At 43.4% G+C, this 17,398-nt stretch carries 13 protein-coding genes; all 13 read right to left on the bottom strand.

The window, feature by feature from the left end; genetic code table 11:
- Nucleotides 1–76: 76 nt before the first annotated feature.
- Nucleotides 77–4,378 (bottom strand): bacillopeptidase F, encoded by a 4,302-nt coding sequence (locus tag NYE56_RS07800; protein ID WP_341283684.1) that lies wholly within the window; start codon nucleotides 4,376–4,378, stop codon nucleotides 77–79.
- Nucleotides 4,379–4,680: 302 nt separating this feature from the next.
- Nucleotides 4,681–5,829, bottom strand: coding sequence for a cell division protein FtsZ (gene ftsZ / locus NYE56_RS07795; RefSeq protein ID WP_021479331.1), 1,149 nt, complete (start codon nucleotides 5,827–5,829; stop codon nucleotides 4,681–4,683).
- Nucleotides 5,830–5,864: 35 nt separating this feature from the next.
- The gene (gene ftsA, locus NYE56_RS07790) at nucleotides 5,865–7,187 is read right to left on the bottom strand and encodes a cell division protein FtsA (protein ID WP_003232169.1); all 1,323 of its coding nucleotides are present in this window, start codon (nucleotides 7,185–7,187) and stop codon (nucleotides 5,865–5,867) included.
- Between the two features lie 173 nt (nucleotides 7,188–7,360).
- On the bottom strand, nucleotides 7,361–7,726 hold the full coding sequence (locus tag NYE56_RS07785; protein WP_003238683.1) for a small basic family protein: 366 nt from the start codon (nucleotides 7,724–7,726) through the stop codon (nucleotides 7,361–7,363).
- A gap of 17 nt (nucleotides 7,727–7,743) precedes the next feature.
- Nucleotides 7,744–8,451 (bottom strand): DUF881 domain-containing protein, encoded by a 708-nt coding sequence (locus NYE56_RS07780; RefSeq protein WP_032725658.1) that lies wholly within the window; start codon nucleotides 8,449–8,451, stop codon nucleotides 7,744–7,746.
- A 22-nt stretch (nucleotides 8,452–8,473) separates the two neighbouring features.
- Complete coding sequence (locus NYE56_RS07775; RefSeq protein WP_014476745.1) at nucleotides 8,474–9,169, bottom strand: DUF881 domain-containing protein; 696 nt, start codon at nucleotides 9,167–9,169, stop codon at nucleotides 8,474–8,476.
- Entirely contained in the window at nucleotides 9,166–9,957 is a 792-nt protein-coding gene (divIB, locus tag NYE56_RS07770; protein WP_003232178.1) for a cell division protein DivIB, read from the bottom strand. Before divIB ends, NYE56_RS07775 begins: the two co-directional genes overlap by 4 nt.
- Nucleotides 9,958–10,086: 129 nt before the next feature.
- Nucleotides 10,087–10,998 carry a UDP-N-acetylmuramate dehydrogenase gene (gene murB / locus NYE56_RS07765; protein WP_268555248.1) on the bottom strand — a complete coding sequence of 304 codons (912 nt, stop codon included), beginning with the start codon at nucleotides 10,996–10,998 and terminating at the stop codon, nucleotides 10,087–10,089.
- A gap of 31 nt (nucleotides 10,999–11,029) precedes the next feature.
- The gene (murG, locus tag NYE56_RS07760; RefSeq protein WP_014479726.1) at nucleotides 11,030–12,121 is read right to left on the bottom strand and encodes an undecaprenyldiphospho-muramoylpentapeptide beta-N-acetylglucosaminyltransferase; all 1,092 of its coding nucleotides are present in this window, start codon (nucleotides 12,119–12,121) and stop codon (nucleotides 11,030–11,032) included.
- A gap of 120 nt (nucleotides 12,122–12,241) precedes the next feature.
- The gene (gene spoVE / locus NYE56_RS07755) at nucleotides 12,242–13,342 is read right to left on the bottom strand and encodes a stage V sporulation protein E (RefSeq protein WP_003244810.1); all 1,101 of its coding nucleotides are present in this window, start codon (nucleotides 13,340–13,342) and stop codon (nucleotides 12,242–12,244) included.
- 60 nt (nucleotides 13,343–13,402) lie between these two features.
- Nucleotides 13,403–14,758 carry a UDP-N-acetylmuramoyl-L-alanine--D-glutamate ligase gene (murD, locus tag NYE56_RS07750; protein WP_268555249.1) on the bottom strand — a complete coding sequence of 452 codons (1,356 nt, stop codon included), beginning with the start codon at nucleotides 14,756–14,758 and terminating at the stop codon, nucleotides 13,403–13,405.
- Complete coding sequence (gene mraY / locus NYE56_RS07745) at nucleotides 14,759–15,733, bottom strand: phospho-N-acetylmuramoyl-pentapeptide-transferase (RefSeq protein ID WP_072175964.1); 975 nt, start codon at nucleotides 15,731–15,733, stop codon at nucleotides 14,759–14,761.
- Between the two features lie 111 nt (nucleotides 15,734–15,844).
- Nucleotides 15,845–17,329, bottom strand: a complete 1,485-nt coding sequence (locus NYE56_RS07740; RefSeq protein WP_268555250.1) for a UDP-N-acetylmuramoyl-L-alanyl-D-glutamate--2,6-diaminopimelate ligase — start codon at nucleotides 17,327–17,329, stop codon at nucleotides 15,845–15,847.
- Nucleotides 17,330–17,398: the final 69 nt, after the last annotated feature.

The raw sequence follows: 17,398 nt of genomic DNA, 5'->3' as shown, positions 1-17,398 counted from the left end.
AAATCTGCTTAATTTGTCGAGGAAGTATAATGAGAGGATATAAAAAAAGCTGCCAATGACGGCAGCTTTTTTCCACTTAATTTTCTGTGTTGATATTAAGTTTTCCATTCGCAGTTTTTCTTGTTTCATTTCCATAATCATCTCGGACGATCACTTCTACTTTTGCTCCTTTTGCTTTAATAGAAGAAGTGGCTGTCCAATAGCCTTCATATCTTCCCGGAGAAATTTCTCTTAACGGGAGTTCGGTGGCATTTTGCACACTCGCTCTTGCATTGGTCAGCGGCATACGAATGATAAACGTTGCATCTAAATCCTCAGCGCTTGAGAAAGCGATTTTCACAGATTCACCGGCTTTTAAGTTTTTATCCTCTCCCGGAATTAAGCCGGAAATGACAGGCTTGTCAAAATTGACATCAATGACAGCCTTTTTCGTTGTTTTGTTGCCTGCTAAGTCTGTAGCAATCACCTTGATTTCATTGCTTCCATTCTCCAAAAGAATACGGGCTGAGTATGAACCATCAGTTATTGTTGCTTTTTTGCCATTCACCTTGACGTCTTTCAGATTGTCATCGGATACAGCCCCTTTGACAGTCAGCGTTTCTTTATTTGTTTTCTCGCCATCCTTTGGATTGTCCAGTGTTAATTCAGGCTTTTCTTGATCAAGCGTGACCGTGATCGGGATGGAGGCATCCGTTGTTCCGTTATCTGTTGATGCAGTTGCCGTCAGCTTATTTTCACCCTTGCTGAGTGTGATGCCTGTCTGGAACGTGCCGTCCGCGGCAGTTTTTGTTTCTCCTGCTTCTTTCTCATCATTATAAATGTGTACCGTTGTACCAGGTGAAGCGTTTCCTTTTACAGTGACGTTCTCCTTATTTGTGTATGACTTGTCTGTCGGTGAAATAATCTCAGGTACAGCAGCTTCGTAATCAACTAATGCGCGAATCATATAGTTGCCGTCCGCTTTGTCACCTGGCTGCCATTTTCCATCTATATACTGCCAGTTGCGGCCGGAATTCTGGCCGGTTTCATCCATTGCCAATCCAGGTGAATACGGATCAGGTTTCGACTGGATATACACGAGATAAAAGTCTCTATCGACCATAATCCCTTTTGAACTGAGATCTACCTTAGTCCACTCGCCATTGCGAAGAGCTTCCGCGTTAAATGGCCCTGCAATTTTCTTGCCCGGTGCTCCGTCTTTTCCTGTAGCATCGTATACCTCAACCTTAAACTCTGTGCCGCCGGGATCAGGGAACTCTGTATCCCAGAATCTGAACAGCCCTCCTGTAAGCATGCCTTTGTCCTTGCCGTCAGCGAGCGTCATTTTGACCGCCCATCCGTTACCAGCCGCAAAATAGGAATTGGCATTCTCCGCCGTTCCGTCATCATATGCAATTTCACCCGGATAACCGACGAAAGGCTTCAATGCAGTTTCTTTTGTAACATCACCTTTTAACTCAACGGAAAATTCATCACTGTAATAACCCGGTGCAGCGACTTTAATCGTATAAGCGCCTTCATAGGCCTCCAGCGTATATTCACCTTTGTCGTTTGTCATAGCCGGTTCCACCGCAGCATCCTCTACAACATAAACGGAAGCGCCTTTTACCGGCTCTCCTGTCGTTTTATTGATGACCGTGCCTTTTAATGTGCCCTTCTTCATCTCTTCTAACGTAAAATTAGCTTGTGTCGTCTGATCCGTCATTAAAGATACTTTTTGTGTTTTCGACTGATAACCATATGCTTCTGCCATAAGCGTATAGTCTCCCGCTTTGTGCTTCAGCGTGTACTGCCCTGTGGATTGATCTGAATATGTTGATTTTCCTGTTTCCACTACACTGACTTGTGCCCTGAGCGGCAAAACTTGAGGCTGTATAGCCTTGTTCTGATGTTTTACCGCTGTGTTTGCAGATGGCTTAGCCTTTTTCGGATTTACTGACTTTTTCTTTTGTTTTCCAGACGGCTTTTCGACGCCCAGCTTATTCTTTTTGACTGTTTTTCCGGCTGATTTGTCAGAAAGCACTACATCATCAATATACCAGCCCTCTTTTGCAATGCTTTCATCAGATTGAAGGTTAAACATCACTTGAATGTTTTGGCCTTTATAAGCCGATAAATCAATTTCTTCATCCGTCCAGCTTGATGTCTTTCCGTTATATACACCAGCCTGCTCCCAATTCTTTTCACCTTCCGGAAGAACAAAAACGTAGCCGTAATCAAAATCATCCTCTAAATTGTGCCAGCTTTTAAATTGAAGGAACAGACTTCCTGAATCAGGTGCTTTAATAGGAGGCATAACAAGGTTCATGTTTGCTGAGTTGGCATAATTTCCTGTCAAATTCGTTCCATATACTTTTTCTCCGGATGCTGCTGTATTTGGACCAGTTGACGGAACTCCCCATTCCCAGTTATTATTTGTTCCGCTCGCAACCCAGCCGCCGGGTGCAGTTTCAAAGTCCTGCTTATATCCCGCCGTGATGCTTGGTTTCACTGTTACATCGTATACGTCAGATGAAACGAGATGACCGCCAAAATCGTGAATTATCCACTTATAGCTTAGTTTAGTTCCTTTTATGTCTGGGATCTCTGCTTGATACGTTCCTTTTAGATGATCACCGCTGATTCGTTTAGCCGTTATTTCCGTCCATTCACCTTGATCAAGCTTGTAGGACAGCTTTACAGATGTCACACTCACATTGTCTTCAGCTGTCAAAGTCAGTGGCAGGCTGCCACCTTCATAAGCTTCAGTTACTTTCTCATGCTGATAGACAGGAGGCTCTTGGTCATCCCCCTCTACAGAAACTTGACCTTCTGCTTTCCCTAAACCATCTGTAACAGCGGATACAGCATCAAAAGCATTCACCAGACCATGGCCATATCCGTTATTCGGTGAATCAGGAAATGTTGAATCCGTGAGCGGTTCAGCCGTGCTGGTTAATATATCCTCCATCTCATCAACAGAAAGTGAGGCATTCGCCTGTTTTAGCAGTGCAGCAACAGCGGATACATGCGGCCCTGCCATTGATGTGCCGTCCCATCCATCCTCATATGTCTGACCGGGAACGGATGAACGAATATTTACGCCCGGTGCAGATATTTCCGGCTTTATTTCATCATATGGAGATGGCCCTTGAAGAGAAAAGTCAGCGAGCTTTTTATTGATATCAGTCGCTCCAGTTGCAAACGATTCCGGATAGTTTGCCGGATTTGCGATAGAACCAGGCCCGCCGGGAATAAAGAGATCCGTATTCCCCGCTGAAAACTCAGGGAAAATATCGGCCGCACGCCAGGCATTGACCATGTCTCTGTACCATTCATCAAGTCCAGAGCCCCCTCCCCATGAGTTATTGACAACATCAGGAGCCATTTCCGGGTGGGGATTTCCTTCCGCGTCCTTTGGTGCTAAAACCCATTCACCAGCTTCCAAAATGTCAGCATCAGTACCGCCATCTTCAGAGAACGCTTTAACAGCAATCCATTTTGCGCCAGGCGCTACACCGATTTGATTTGTTCCATCAGGTTCAGAGCCCACCATCGTGCCTGTCACATGGGTTCCATGAGCCAAATCATCATAAGGGCTTGCCTCGCCTGCTACGGCATCATACCAGTTCATTTCATTTTCAGGCTCATTAGGATTTTCCGGATTATATCCGCGATATTTCTCTTTTAATGCCGGATGATTCCATTCCACCCCGGTATCAATGGACGCAACAACCGTGCCAGTTCCATCATATCCAAGTGCCCAAGCTTTTGGGGCATCGATTTGGTCTACATTCCATTCCACACCGTCAGTTGCTTTAATAGCTTTCTGTACTTTTTTCATATTAAATGGGGAGGATGACTTAAAAAGCTGCCGTTTCTCATTAGAAAGCACCTTTTCCACTTCGGGAAACTGCGCCACTTTTTCCATAACCTCTTTTGAGGCATGAACAGCAATCCCGTTCACCACATAATAAGAATGAATTTGGTCTGCATTTCCTTTATCTTTCTGGGTGTTCAAGTATTTTAGGACATCTTGCTGGGATTCATCGGCTGTGACTTTTAAAGATGACACAACAGCAGAACGCTTTTGATATTCCGTCTTAGCGGCAGACAGCTTCTTCGATTTCGCTTTTTTAACAGCAGCTTTTGCCGCTTTTTCTGTGTTAGCCTGATCTTTAAATTTAATCAGAAAAGTCGTTTTTTCTTTCTTTTTAAAGCTTTTCTTTAATGAACTCGAAATCTTGTTTTGAATGGATTCCGCAGATTGAAGCTCCTTTTTAACAGAAGGTGAGGTGACTTTACTGCTTGCCCCGGCTGCTCCCGGAAACAGCAGTGAACTGATGACAACTGTACTTAAAACAGAGCTGATGAGTCTGTTTTTCGTTTTTTTCTTCATTTTCATCCCCCTTTTTCAACATGCTTTTTAAAAAAAGTGTCGTCCCTCCTTTTAATAATGAATGGTTTGTCAGAACATCGCTGTATATTAACTGTAGACAATCTGAATTACAGATATTGTCGTTTCATGTCATTCAATTTCCATATATATGAAAATGATAAAAATGTCACAAAAATAAATAGGTCTAATTATCTGTTTTATTACTAAGAGAAGGAAACAATAGGGAAAAAGACCTTATAAGAAGGAAAGTGTGAAGAGAAAAACAAAAAAGGACAAAATCGAAAACGATTTTGTCCTTTACATTAGCCGCGTTTATTACGGTTTCTTAAGAATGTCGGGATGTCAAGCGTATCATCAGCCGGCTGTGAAGTATGACGGCTTACTGTGTTCTGCTGCTGAGGCTCCTCACGTTTTTGCTCACGCTTCGGAACACTTTGATTGTGTGTTTTGATGCTTTGATTTAAGCTTGGACGCTGAGGCTTCGTCACGTCCTTCTCTTGTTCGATAAAGCCGGTTGCAATCACTGTCACCACAATCTCATCTTTTAGATTTTCATTAATAACAGATCCGAAAATCATGTTTACGTCTTGATCAGACGCCGAAGCGACAATGTCTGCTGCTTCCTGAACCTCATATAGGCTGAGGTTTGTTCCTCCAGTGATGTTCATGAGGACGCCTTGTGCACCGTCAATGGCCGCTTCAAGAAGCGGGCTGGAAATTGCTTTTTTTGCTGCCTCTGCCGCGCGATTTTCCCCAGTAGCAATACCGATACCCATCAAAGCAGATCCTTTGTTTGACATGATTGTTTTCACATCAGCAAAGTCAAGGTTGATAAGACCAGGTGTAGCAATCAAGTCAGAAATACCTTGAACCCCTTGGCGAAGTACGTTATCCGCTTCACGGAATGCTTCAAGCATCGGTGTGTTTTTATCAACTATTTCAAGGATACGGTCGTTCGGGATCACGATCAGTGTATCCACCGCTTCTTTCATTGCCGAGATTCCGCCTGCAGCCTGAAGCTGTCTTTTGCGTCCTTCGAAGGTAAACGGTCTTGTCACAACGCCGACAGTTAATGCGCCTAAGTCTTTCGCGATTTGTGCGATAACCGGTGCGGCACCTGTTCCTGTTCCGCCGCCCATACCAGCTGTCACGAATACCATGTCAGCACCTTTAAGTGCTTCTTCAATCTGCTCTTTGCTTTCTTCAGCGGCTTTTTTCCCGACTTCTGGATTCGCACCTGCTCCCAATCCTCTAGTCAGCTTTGCGCCGATTTGCATTTTCACTTCTGCTTTTGACAGGTTAAGAGCTTGAGCGTCCGTGTTTACCGCGATATACTCTACTCCTTGCACTTCATTTTCAATCATTCGGTTAACGGCGTTGTTACCGCCGCCTCCTACTCCGATTACTTTAATTGATGCTAAGCCGTCTATGTTTGTTTCGAACTCCAACATGCTAAATCCTCCTAATCTGCCGAATGACTATCTATCTATTCCCAAAACATGCTTAATAGTTTTTTCATTTTGCTCTGTTTATTATGTTCGGCTTGTGTTTTTTGTTTTCCTTTTGGCCGCTGCTGCACCTCATTTTGGTGATGATGCTGCTCTTGTTCCTCAGATGATGAGACTGCGATTTCCTGTATCGCTTCTTCAGGCATCTTAAAGCCTATTTTTCTGCCTTGGATTCTTGCATTCCGGCAGGCGAATTGGATCAGGCCCACTCCCGTCATATATTGAGGATCTCTTACACCGATATAATTCGGGCTTGCCACTCTGACATTGTTTTGCAGCACATCCTGTGCCAAAGACATGACACCCGGCATAGCTGCTTGTCCTCCTGTCAGCACGAAGCCTCCCGGCAGATCGGTAATTCCCATACTGCGAAGCTCTTCTGAAACAATTTCAAGAATTTCTTCTACTCTCGCTTCAATGATATTCGCTGCTTCTTGCTGTGTAAATGTTTGTTTTTGATTGGTGCCTATAACGGTTACCTCAAATATTTCATCTTCCGAGGCTTCGTCATAGTAGGCATGTCCAAATTGCTTTTTCACGCGTTCTGCTTCTTCTGTTGACGTTCTCAATCCGATGGAGATATCTTTGGTGATATTTTCGCCTCCGAGAGGAATGACACGGGTAGAAGTGAGATGTCCGTTCTGGAATACGGCAATGGTTGTTGACCCTCCCCCTATATCAATGAGAGCCACACCAAGGTTTTTCTCGTCCTTTGATAATGCAGCAGAACCGGCTGCCAGCGGCTGAAGGCAAATATCAGTTATTTCAATACCAGCTCTTTCAACGCAGCGGAGTAAGTTATGTAAGATTGTTTTTGAACCGGTGATCAAGGTGCCCTCTACTTCTAAACGCACACCCAGCATTTTTTTCGGGTCGGTGATTTCATCTCTTCCATCTACGATAAACTGTTTAGGAATGACGTCAACAATCAGCTGTTCGTGCGGTACTGAAACAACCTGTGCCGCCTCCATGACACGGCGTACATCTTCAACCTGAATTTCTTTATTTTCACTGGAAACTGCTACAACACCGTTTGTATCTTGAATATTGATATAATTTCCATTAACGCCGACAATAGCTTTTCTAAGCGGAAAACCTACCATTCTTTCAGCTTGGTCAAACGCTTTTCTTATAGAATGAACGGTCTCATCTATATCAACGATTGAGCCTTTTTTCAACCCTTCAGACGGTACATTTCCCACACCGATAATATTAAGGGAATCATCTGTCATTTCTCCGACGATCACTTTTGTATTGGACGTACCGATGTCAAGACTGACGTAAAGTTCATTGTTGTTCATTCTATGGCACCTCCTCACATTTCGATCATTTCTATTCTATTATTTGCGGAACAACAATACAATGAATGTGGCTTTACAAGTGTGTAACAAAAAATAACAACAGAATATTTTTATGTGCTTTTCACATTTTATGTTTATTGAAAATATTCGTTATATCCTATGTATATCCTCTTTTATATCACATTTTTTTTATTTTTTTTAGAAAGAGTCCACTTTGTTAGTAGATTTCTTCTGATAACGGCTATATTCTGAAATAATCTGACTCCAAATGCGAATATACCTGCTAAATACAAGTCTACACCAAGATGGACTCCCAGAAAAGCTAAACTTATTGCCAATATAATATTAAAAAAGAAACCGGAAACAAATACCATTTCATCATATGTACCTTGTAAATGCGCCCTGATTCCGCCGATTAATGTATCAAGTGCGGCAAGCACCGCAAGCGATAAATAGTTTGAGTATTCACTCGGTATCGTTAAGTTTGTCATTAGTCCAATCGCTATTCCGAGCACCAGTCCCAACACGGGCAGCCACATGACAATTCTCCTCCTTTTCAGTCTTTAAGCAGTTTCAGCTGTTGTACGTCCAGTGGTCTGTCATATGCTTTTAATGTTAGTTTGCTTTCAGATTTACCGGCTTTTAATGCTAAATTTTCAGATGCAAAAAGATCCTCAAGGCCTGACCCCTTCACTCTGCTGTGTAACATGTCCGGATCTTTGGCAAGCACTTTTACTGTTAAAGGATAATCGTCAAGGGCGTATCCGTCTATTTTTGTAGTGCCGTTTATATCTCTGATGACTGTATGATTCACAACTCTTCGCTCGTTAATCGAGATATGCTCTGCACCGTAGGAGTTGAGTTCATTAATCAGCTTTTTCAGCAAATCCGGAGGCGGATTTTCGACCGGCTCTCCTGTTAAGCTTTCAGAAAAAAGCGGGGAAATCGTAATGACAATTCCGCTACCTGTTATATCGGTCATGCCGGCTGTTTTTTTTAAGGATTGCAAGGTATTATTTAGCGCGGTTTCTTTTGTCATTTCTTTCGTTTGCGAATAGCTATTCAGCAGTTTGTCATATTTGTTTATTTCAGCCAGCAGCTTTTCCTGCTTCTTCTGCTCTGATGTCAGCTCTTCCCTAATATCCCACATATCTCTTGTATCCCGGACTTTGGGGTGCTTTAACGAATTAAACTGAACAGATATCATCAGGCCGAAGATGACCATAAGCACACTGATGCTTATGAAGGAACGCTTTATTTTCAATCTATTTCACCCGCTTTTTCAGTCATTCCTTCGTTTTCAGAATCGGTTTCATTTGTACGTTTTTCTCTTTTTCTGCCGACACAGAAATATGATCCATTGACAGCTGATCAATTAGGCCTCCTGCGATATTTAACGAGGGCAGCAGGACATCCGGATCTCCAATAGCGGATACCGTAAACGGAGCGGGATGCTGCACCCCGTCTACCGTTACCACAGGACCATTGCATTTGATATACGAATCATGCGTCAAACGCTGTCCATTAACGGCGACAGCTGCCGCTCCTGAGATATACAGTTCGTTTACTACTTGGAAGATATGGCTTTCGTGAACGATGTAACTATTCACATTCTCCCCTTCCGGTATGTATGACGCATCTTCCAATGTCACCTCAACGCCTTCTCCCTGCACACCGACTTCCCCAATATACATCCTGTATTTTTCTGTATCTTCGAGGACATTATAGTATTCCGTCTTCTCTTTCTTCAGCTTATTTTCCGCCTGGCGGACTTTGTTTTGCTTTTGATATAATTCTTTTTCAAGCTTCTTATTTTCTTTCTCTTGTTTCAGAAGTTCATCTCTCAGCGCATATTCTTTTTTCCACTCTTCCGTCTCAGCCGCGCTTTTGTTGTTTTCTTTTGTCATTTGAAAAGAAAATGAAATCAAAAAGCCTGCGATAAGCATAATCAAGGAAAGAAGGACTGCTGATTTGCCCCTCAATTTTCATCTTCCTTTTTAGCAGCTTTATCGTTTTTCCCAAACTCTTCAAAATAGGTGGCAACTTCTAAATGAATGATTCCTTTTTTATTGCTGCTTAGCTGAGAAATGATAGAAGGATACGTCTTCATTCGGTCGGCAAACGTTTTAATAGATGCAGTGACAACATAACCGTCGTTCATGTACAACTTAATACGGTTTTCATCCATTTTTACAGGCGTATAATAAATTTCTGAAATCGACTGTTTTAACGAATTTGACAACGCATCAAGCTGCTTGGCCATTTGAGACCGCTTCTTCGCGTTTGTCCAATTCACTAAAATCGGTCCGGCATCATCCGGCGTTACTTCGTTTGGCAGAACTGAGCCGTTTTCAAGCACTTCATAATACACATCGTCTTTTTCTAAATAAGCAATCGCTTTATATTCTTCGATTGCAATGTTGATTTTATTAGGAAGCGATTTGCTGATCTCCGCTTTTTTCACTAATTTATTTTGCTGAATCTTCTTTTCTGTTTTTTGCTTGTCCAAACTCCAAAACTCAGTATCTCCGCTGTTAATATCGGAAAGGTCGATAATTTCCTTTTTTGATACATTTTCATTCCCTGTAACAGAGATTGTTGATACTTTACTGATTGGTGTTTGCAGGTACACAATGATCAGCACCATAATAAAAAAGAGCATAATAAATGAAATGAGACGGCGGTTTGCCTTTTGTTTCCTCTGCTCTTTAATTTTAGGGATCCGCTCTTCAATGTTAACGATTTTTTCTCGGTCTTGACCCGGGTTCATTGCCTGTTCACCTCATTCAAATGAAACAGCTGTTAAAAGTCTGTCTATTCCAAAACAAACGGCATACTATGATGCCGTTTGTCGTTTGCTTACAGTATATCATATGAACAGCTTCAGTCAGAACTTGAATCAGCGATTTCCACCGATGATTTCAACCTCTGTGTGCATATCAATCTCGTATTTTTCACGGATTGTCTTTTTCACATGGTCAATGAGATCAAGCACATCTTTTGCTGATGCTCCCCCCGCATTGACGATGAAGTTTCCGTGCATCTCCGATATCTTTGCACCGCCGATTTGATATCCTTTCAAGCCTGCTTTTTCTACAAGGTTCCCGGCATGATTCGGAAGCGGATTTCTGAATATGCTTCCCGCACAAGGGCTTGAATACGGCTGTGTATTTTTTCTATAGTCTTTATTGCTTTGCATTTGCTGAACGATTGATTCCTTATCCTTCTGCTCCAGCTGCAAAACAGCTTCAAGGCAAACGCCCGGGCGTTTCTTTTGCAGTACAGATGTCCTGTAGCTGAAATCCATCTGCTTATTTGTCAGCCACTCAATCGTTCCGTCTTCAAACAAAATATGCGCTTTGACGAGGATCTCGCTCATATCAGAACCGTGAGCGCCGGCATTCATATAAACCGCTCCGCCGACTGATCCTGGAATGCCGGCAGCAAATTCCAAACCGGACAGGCCTTTTTTGCTCAATGATGTAGCAAGGCGGACCACTGAATAACCGCCTCCGACTGTTACTTGCTCCCCTTCAAGCTCCAAGTGGTCAAGACCCGCACCCAGCTTGATTACTACGCCTCTAATTCCTTCATCTAAAACAAGAAGATTTGATCCGCGGCCGATGACTGTCCACTTCACATCATATTTTTTAATCACGTCCATGATGTCTTTAACAGCATCTACACTACTTGGAATGACCAATACATCCGCAGGTCCGCCGATTTTCATCGTTGTATGATTCGCGAGCGGTTCATTTGCAAGAACCTTGCCGACTTCGCGTTCTTTTAATTCCTGTATCACTTTCTCCATCGTAAACCTCCGCATTCCATTTGCTTTTCTACTATTTTTTTAATTCCTCGAGTACGCTGTATAAACGGGCAGCCGCGTCAGGAACACCGAGTGACTTTGTTCGTTCGCTCATTTCCTTTAACGTTTGCTCATTCAGTACAATCCGGTCTAGCGCTTCAATCAGCTTCTCCCCGCTGAGCTCTGTTTCTTTCAGTACAATCGCCGCATCATGCTGGCCAAGAGATCTCGCATTGACCTCTTGGTGATTCGCTGTCACATATGGACTCGGGATCAGAACACTTGGGATTCCGAGAGCAGTAATTTCCGCAATCGTTGTCGCACCGGCTCTGGCCACAATGACATCAATGGCCTTTAAATACTCAGGCATTTGATGAAGAAACGGCTTTGTGACCATATTATCAGCGGCACCCTTGCTTTTCAGCTCATTCATTACTTTTTCATAGTGAACTTCGCCGGTGATATACAGCACTTGATAGTCTCTTGTTTTCAGCGCATCCTGCATGTCAATGACAGCGCGGTTAATCGGTGCAGCGCCTCGGCTTCCACCGAAAATTAAGACCGTTTTTTTCTCTTCAGAAAGCCCAAATTCAGCCATTGATCGTCCCGTCTTTATTGAGACGACTTCAGAGGCTCTCGGGTTTCCCGTAAATACAACTTTCTCGCTAGGAAAATGTGATTTCGCTTCTTCAAAACAAATCGCTACTTTATTAACATATTTTGAAAGAAACTTATTCGTGATGCCCGGCAGGCTGTTTTGTTCATGGACAATAGTCGGAATTCCCATTTTCGCAGCGGCATAGACAACCGGCCCGCATACATAACCGCCCGTTCCAATTACGGCATCGGGCTTAAATTCCGCTAAATACGATTTACTCTTTTTGACGCCCTTCAGAAAACGCATCACAGTCTTGACATTTTCAAATGACAATTTTCTTTTAAATCCTGTAATTTCAATTGAACGAAACGGTATATTCTCCCGCTCAACAATTTTTTTCTCCAGCCCGTTTTCTGTTCCAATATATAAAAATTCCACATTAGGATGACGTCTTTGCACTTCTTTAATAAAAGCAAGCGCAGGATAAATATGTCCCCCTGTACCGCCTCCGCTTATTGCAATTCGCATTTCTTTTCCCCCAGTCTAAGTTTCTCTATAACATAACGATAACCCTGTTTTGTTGGACAGGGTTATCGCATCAATTGTTTCCAAGCTTCATGTTAGAAAGGAAGCTTGGACATACATTCGTTAATACCTCGAATAGCGGCTTACATTCAGCAGCACACCAACTGCCATCAGCATTAGAGTCAATGAAGAGCCTCCGTAGCTCAAAAACGGGAGCGTGATGCCTGTTACAGGAATCAGGCCCGTGACTACGCCGATATTTATCATGACTTGAATGGCAATCATTGAAATAATGCCGACTGCGACAAAGCTTCCGTACAGATCAGGGGCACCAAGCGCAATTCTGATTCCTCTCCACAGCAGGACGCTGAAGAGGAGCAAAATAAGTGTTCCCCCGATAAAACCCAGCTCCTCTGACAAGATGGCGAAAATAAAGTCTGTTTGCGGCTCAGGCAGATAAAAGAACTTCTGTCTGCTTTGTCCGAGCCCCATTCCGAACAACCCGCCGGGCCCCACTGCATAAAGCGATTGAATGATCTGAAATCCGCTTCCGAGCGGATCTTCCCATGGATTTAAGTATGAGGTAATCCGTTTAATTCGATATGGAGCCGATAGTACGAGCCCGACAAATCCGCTGAGGCCGATCAGCCCGAGAAAGACGAAATGGGCGATCCGCGCGCCGGCTACAAAAATCATGACAATACAAGTTCCGACCATTACTGTCCCCGTTCCGAGGTCAGGCTGGCACATGATAATCAAAAATGCTGAAAACACGATGCCAAGTGCGGGGACGAACCCCCGTCTGAACGATGTGATGTTTTTTTGTTTTTCAGAGAGAAATTTAGCAAGGAATGCAATCATCGCAAGCTTCATAAACTCTGAAGGCTGTATGCTGAATGCTCCGACTCCGATCCAGCTTCTTGAACCGTTCCGCACCATTCCGACGCCCGGTATCAAAACAAGCACCAGAAGGAAAAAGCAGATAACCATCAGCAATTTGGACCAGGTCCTCCAAGTCCAATAATCAACATTCATGATAAAAAACATAGCAATGACGCCGATTCCCGCAAACAAAAGCTGCCGTTTCGCGAAAAAGAATGAGTCGTCAAATTTATAATCCGCCCATACCGCACTCGCACTGTACACCATAATTAATCCGATTGTTAATAATAATAACGTAATGATGACCAATAACAAATCAGGCGATGTTTTTTTAGTAGTCAAAGCAATCGACACCCCAAGCTTAAAGTCATTAGGGCTGCCGATTTACTTCAAGACAAGCCCTTACTTAAGCATATGCACGGCATCTATAAACATGTCACCGCGTTCTTCAAATGTTTTGAATTGATCCCAGCTCGCACACGCGGGTGACAGCAGGATGACATCTCCTTCATTTGAGAGCGCAAACGCCGCAGATACTGCTTGTTCAACATTATCGACACGTTTGACATGTTGTATTCCCAGTTCATTGCCGAGTTTCTCGAGTTTTGGCGCCGTCTGGCCAAATGTAAGCACTGCTTTGACATGCTTCATATAAGGTTTCAAGTCATCAAAACCATTTCCGCGATCCAGTCCGCCCGCAAGCAGAATAACCGGCTTATCAAAAGCTGAAAGCGCCTTGCTTGTCGCCAGAATGTTTGTTGCTTTACTGTCGTTATAAAATTTGCGGCCATTCACAGTTGTGACATATTGGAGGCGGTGCTTCACACCAGTAAAGCTTGTCAGCACCTTTTTAACCGCCTCATTGGATGCTCCTGCCGTTTTCGCAACTGCAATAGCTGCTAAAATGTTCTCCAGGTTATGAGCACCGGGCAGCACAACCTCTTCCAGAGGAAGAATGGCTTCGCCGTTAAACATAATCATACTGTCTTTTACATATGCGCCCTGTTCAAGCGTTTTGCTGACTGAAAATGGGACGATTTCGGCTTTTCCGGCTTCAGCAAGACGCACGACGGTTTCATCATCCTGGTTGACAATAGCTTTATCTGAAGCAGTCTGATGAAGGTACACTTTCTGTTTCGCTTTTTCATAGTTTTCGCGCGTATGGTGATAATCCAGATGGGCGTCAAATACATTTAAAATCAGGCTGATTTCCGGTCTGAAAGCGTGTGTTCCCATCAGCTGAAACGAAGACAGTTCAGTAACGATCCATTCATCTCCATCAGCATGATAGGCAACCTCACTTGCGACTGTGCCGATGTTTCCGGCAATCAGTGCTTTTTGCGAGTCAGCTTTGAGCATTTCGTAAATTAGCGTTGTCGTGGTCGTTTTACCGTTCGATCCGGTAATCCCGATAAACTTGGCGCTGGTCAGGTAGTAAGCGAGCTCAATTTCCGTCCAAACCGGAATGCCTCGTTTCTCCGCTTCCTGAACCATAATATTTTCATAAGGAATTCCCGGGTTTTTGATCAGAATCGTGATTTGATGCTGATCAAACAGAGAAACTGGATGCTCTCCGCAAACAACTTCGATTCCTTTTTCAGAAAGCTTTTGTGCCGGTTCATTTTCTTCAAAAGGCTTTTGATCATTGACTGCAACATAAATGCCTTTTTCATGAAGAATGGAGGCCGCCGCATATCCGCTTTTCGCAAGCCCAAGAATTAAAAAATGCTGTTTCTGTAAAAATTGATCATTTTCCACTTATAACCACACCTCGATGTAAATTCCTAAAACGGCAAGCAAAAGTCCCGCAGTCCAAAACGTCACGACTACTCTCCATTCAGACCAGCCGACAAGCTCATAATGGTGATGAAGCGGACTCATTTTAAAGATTCGTTTACCTGTCGTTTTAAAGCTGATGACCTGCAAAATAACGGATAATGTCTCGATAACGAATACACCGCCGATGATAACCAGCAGGATCTCTAATTTCGTTAAAATGGCAATGGTAACGATGGCTCCTCCCAATGCAAGCGATCCCGTATCTCCCATAAAAACTTTGGCCGGATGAGCATTAAATACAAGGAAGCCCAGAACTGCACCGACAACGGCAACTGAGAAAATCGCTACGTCATATTGAGATTGATTCCATGCCAGAATGGCAAAGGCGCCAAAGGCAATCGCCGCAGTACCGGATAATAACCCGTCAAGGCCGTCAGTCAGGTTAACTGCGTTTGATCCGCCGACAAGCATAAAGAGCACAAGGATAAAGTAAGCCCAGCCAAGATCAAATGATAAGTCAGTTCCAGGAATGCGAATATCCGTCGCAAAATTGTAGTAATGATACACAGCGTAAAATACAACTGCAATAATAATTTGTCCGATCAGCTTTTGCTTTGATGTCAACCCAAGATTGCGCTTCATGACAACCTTGATGTAATCATCTAAAAAGCCAAGCAAACCGTAGCCTAGCGTAACAAACAGAAGCAGCACCATTTCGGGGCTTATTTCTGAAAACTTCTGTGTCATAACAATTGTTGTCACTATGATAGAAAGTATGATCATGACCCCGCCCATTGTCGGTGTCCCTGATTTTTTCTGATGTGATTTCGGTCCTTCTTCTCTAATACTCTGGCCGAATTTTAATCTTCTTAAAAACGGAATAAGAATCGGAGAGAGCAGAACACTAATTAAAAACCCCATTAAAATTGTAAACAGAATGACTTGCTCAAGCATTGTCCTTTTCTCCTCCTGTTTCTTTCAAACGACATACGTAGTTATCATATTCATGATTTTTTTCCATATGAAAAATCTTTTCAAGCTCCATTATTCAGTAACATCTCTTTCCTATGAATTCGTCTTATTCTTATTGAGTTCAACAATGGCTCTCGCCGCTACTTCAGCATCATCAAAATCGAAAGTTTCATTTCCGATCTGCTGATAGGTTTCATGTCCTTTTCCGGCAATGAGGACAACGTCGCCTTTTTTGGCATTGGCAATTGCGAAAAAGATCGCCTGCTCGCGGTTTGCAATACTGTGATAGTATGCGTTCTCTACTCCGGCTTCCATATCTCTTAAAATCGCGCGAGGATCTTCGCTTCTCGGGTTATCTGACGTGAAAATCGGCTCGTCAGCCAGCTCCACAGCAATTTTAGCCATTTTCGGGCGCTTCGTCTTATCTCTGTCTCCTCCGCAGCCGACAACGACAAATAGCTTTCCTTCCGTCATATCTCTGCATGTCTCCAGCACATTTTCAAGGCTGTCCGGTGTGTGCGCGTAGTCTACAATGACAGGAAACTCCTGCTGCTGATTGACCAATTCAAAACGGCCTCTTACACCATGCAATTCTTCAACAGCCTCAGTGATGATTTCAAACGGTATGCCTGCTGCAATACATGTCGCAACAGCGGCCAGCACGTTATACACATTAAATTGTCCGACGAGAGACATCGTGATGTGCTTCGTGCCTTTGTTTGTCACGAGTTCAAAGCTTGTGCCCTGTGCAGTGATACGGATGTTCTTCGCCATCACATCAGCATTGTTTTTAATTCCGTATGTAGAGATATGCGCAGCTGTTACCTTTTCAAAATAAGCGCTCGCCTCATCGTCAGCATTCAGGACGGCACGCTTTGGATGTTCATGGTTGAAAGCCCCGCCAAGTTGGGAAAAGAGCAAGCTTTTTGCATGCCGGTACTCATCCATCGTTTTATGATAGTCCAGATGGTCCTGTGTTAAATTCGTAAACACGGCAATATCATAATCACAGCCATGGACGCGTCCTAAAGACAAAGCGTGGGAAGAAACCTCCATGATTGCAGTGTCAACGTGCTTGTCATTCATTTTCTTAAACGTTTTCTGCAGCGTGACGCTTTCCGGAGTCGTGTTTTTAACAGGAAGTGTTTCGTCTCCGATTTTCATGTACATTGTACCGATCAAGCCTGTGCGTTTTCCCGCTTTTTTCAGAATCTCATCAACCATGTGGGTCGTTGATGTTTTGCCGTTTGTCCCTGTTATGCCAATCAGCTGAAGCTTCTTCGTCGGCTGTCCGTAAAACGCATCAGACAAAACGCTGAGCGCGCGAAGTGACTGCCGGACAATAATAACAGGAACATTCACATCGACCTCTCTTTCTGCCACAATAGCCGCTGCGCCGTTTTCTACTGCTTTTTGCGCAAAATCGTGGCCATCCACCGTATACCCTTTTACACATACAAAAAGACTCCCTTTCTTTACTTCTCTGGAGTCCATCTCAATTGAAGTTATTTCAGGGTCTTGTGAGTCGTTTACAGAAGGTTCGGTTGTTAAGTATGTAAGCAGCTTTGTAAGTTTCATCGTATCAAACCTCTCAACATTCTAATTCGTTCTTTTTATCATTGAAGTCACATCAAATGATGTGGTAAT

Origin of the sequence: Bacillus sp. FSL R5-0603, assembly GCF_038050295.1 — a bacterium.
In the GTDB taxonomy this organism is placed as follows: domain Bacteria; phylum Bacillota; class Bacilli; order Bacillales; family Bacillaceae; genus Bacillus; species Bacillus subtilis.
The sequence above is the reverse complement of the archived record's forward strand: the minus strand, read 5'-3'. Positions and strand labels throughout refer to the sequence as shown.

Bases quoted from the DNA above. Each gene is read 5' to 3' on its own strand.
- NYE56_RS07800 (WP_341283684.1), bottom strand. From the start codon at position 4,378: ATGAAGAAAAAAACGAAAAACAGACTCATCAGCTCTGTTTTAAGTACA.
- ftsZ (WP_021479331.1), bottom strand. From the start codon at position 5,829: ATGTTGGAGTTCGAAACAAACATAGACGGCTTAGCATCAATTAAAGTA.
- ftsA (WP_003232169.1), bottom strand. From the start codon at position 7,187: ATGAACAACAATGAACTTTACGTCAGTCTTGACATCGGTACGTCCAAT.
- NYE56_RS07785 (WP_003238683.1), bottom strand. From the start codon at position 7,726: ATGTGGCTGCCCGTGTTGGGACTGGTGCTCGGAATAGCGATTGGACTA.
- divIB (WP_003232178.1), bottom strand. From the start codon at position 9,957: ATGAACCCGGGTCAAGACCGAGAAAAAATCGTTAACATTGAAGAGCGG.
- murB (WP_268555248.1), bottom strand. From the start codon at position 10,998: ATGGAGAAAGTGATACAGGAATTAAAAGAACGCGAAGTCGGCAAGGTT.
- murG (WP_014479726.1), bottom strand. From the start codon at position 12,121: ATGCGAATTGCAATAAGCGGAGGCGGTACAGGGGGACATATTTATCCT.
- mraY (WP_072175964.1), bottom strand. From the start codon at position 15,733: ATGCTTGAGCAAGTCATTCTGTTTACAATTTTAATGGGGTTTTTAATT.
- NYE56_RS07740 (WP_268555250.1), bottom strand. From the start codon at position 17,329: ATGAAACTTACAAAGCTGCTTACATACTTAACAACCGAACCTTCTGTA.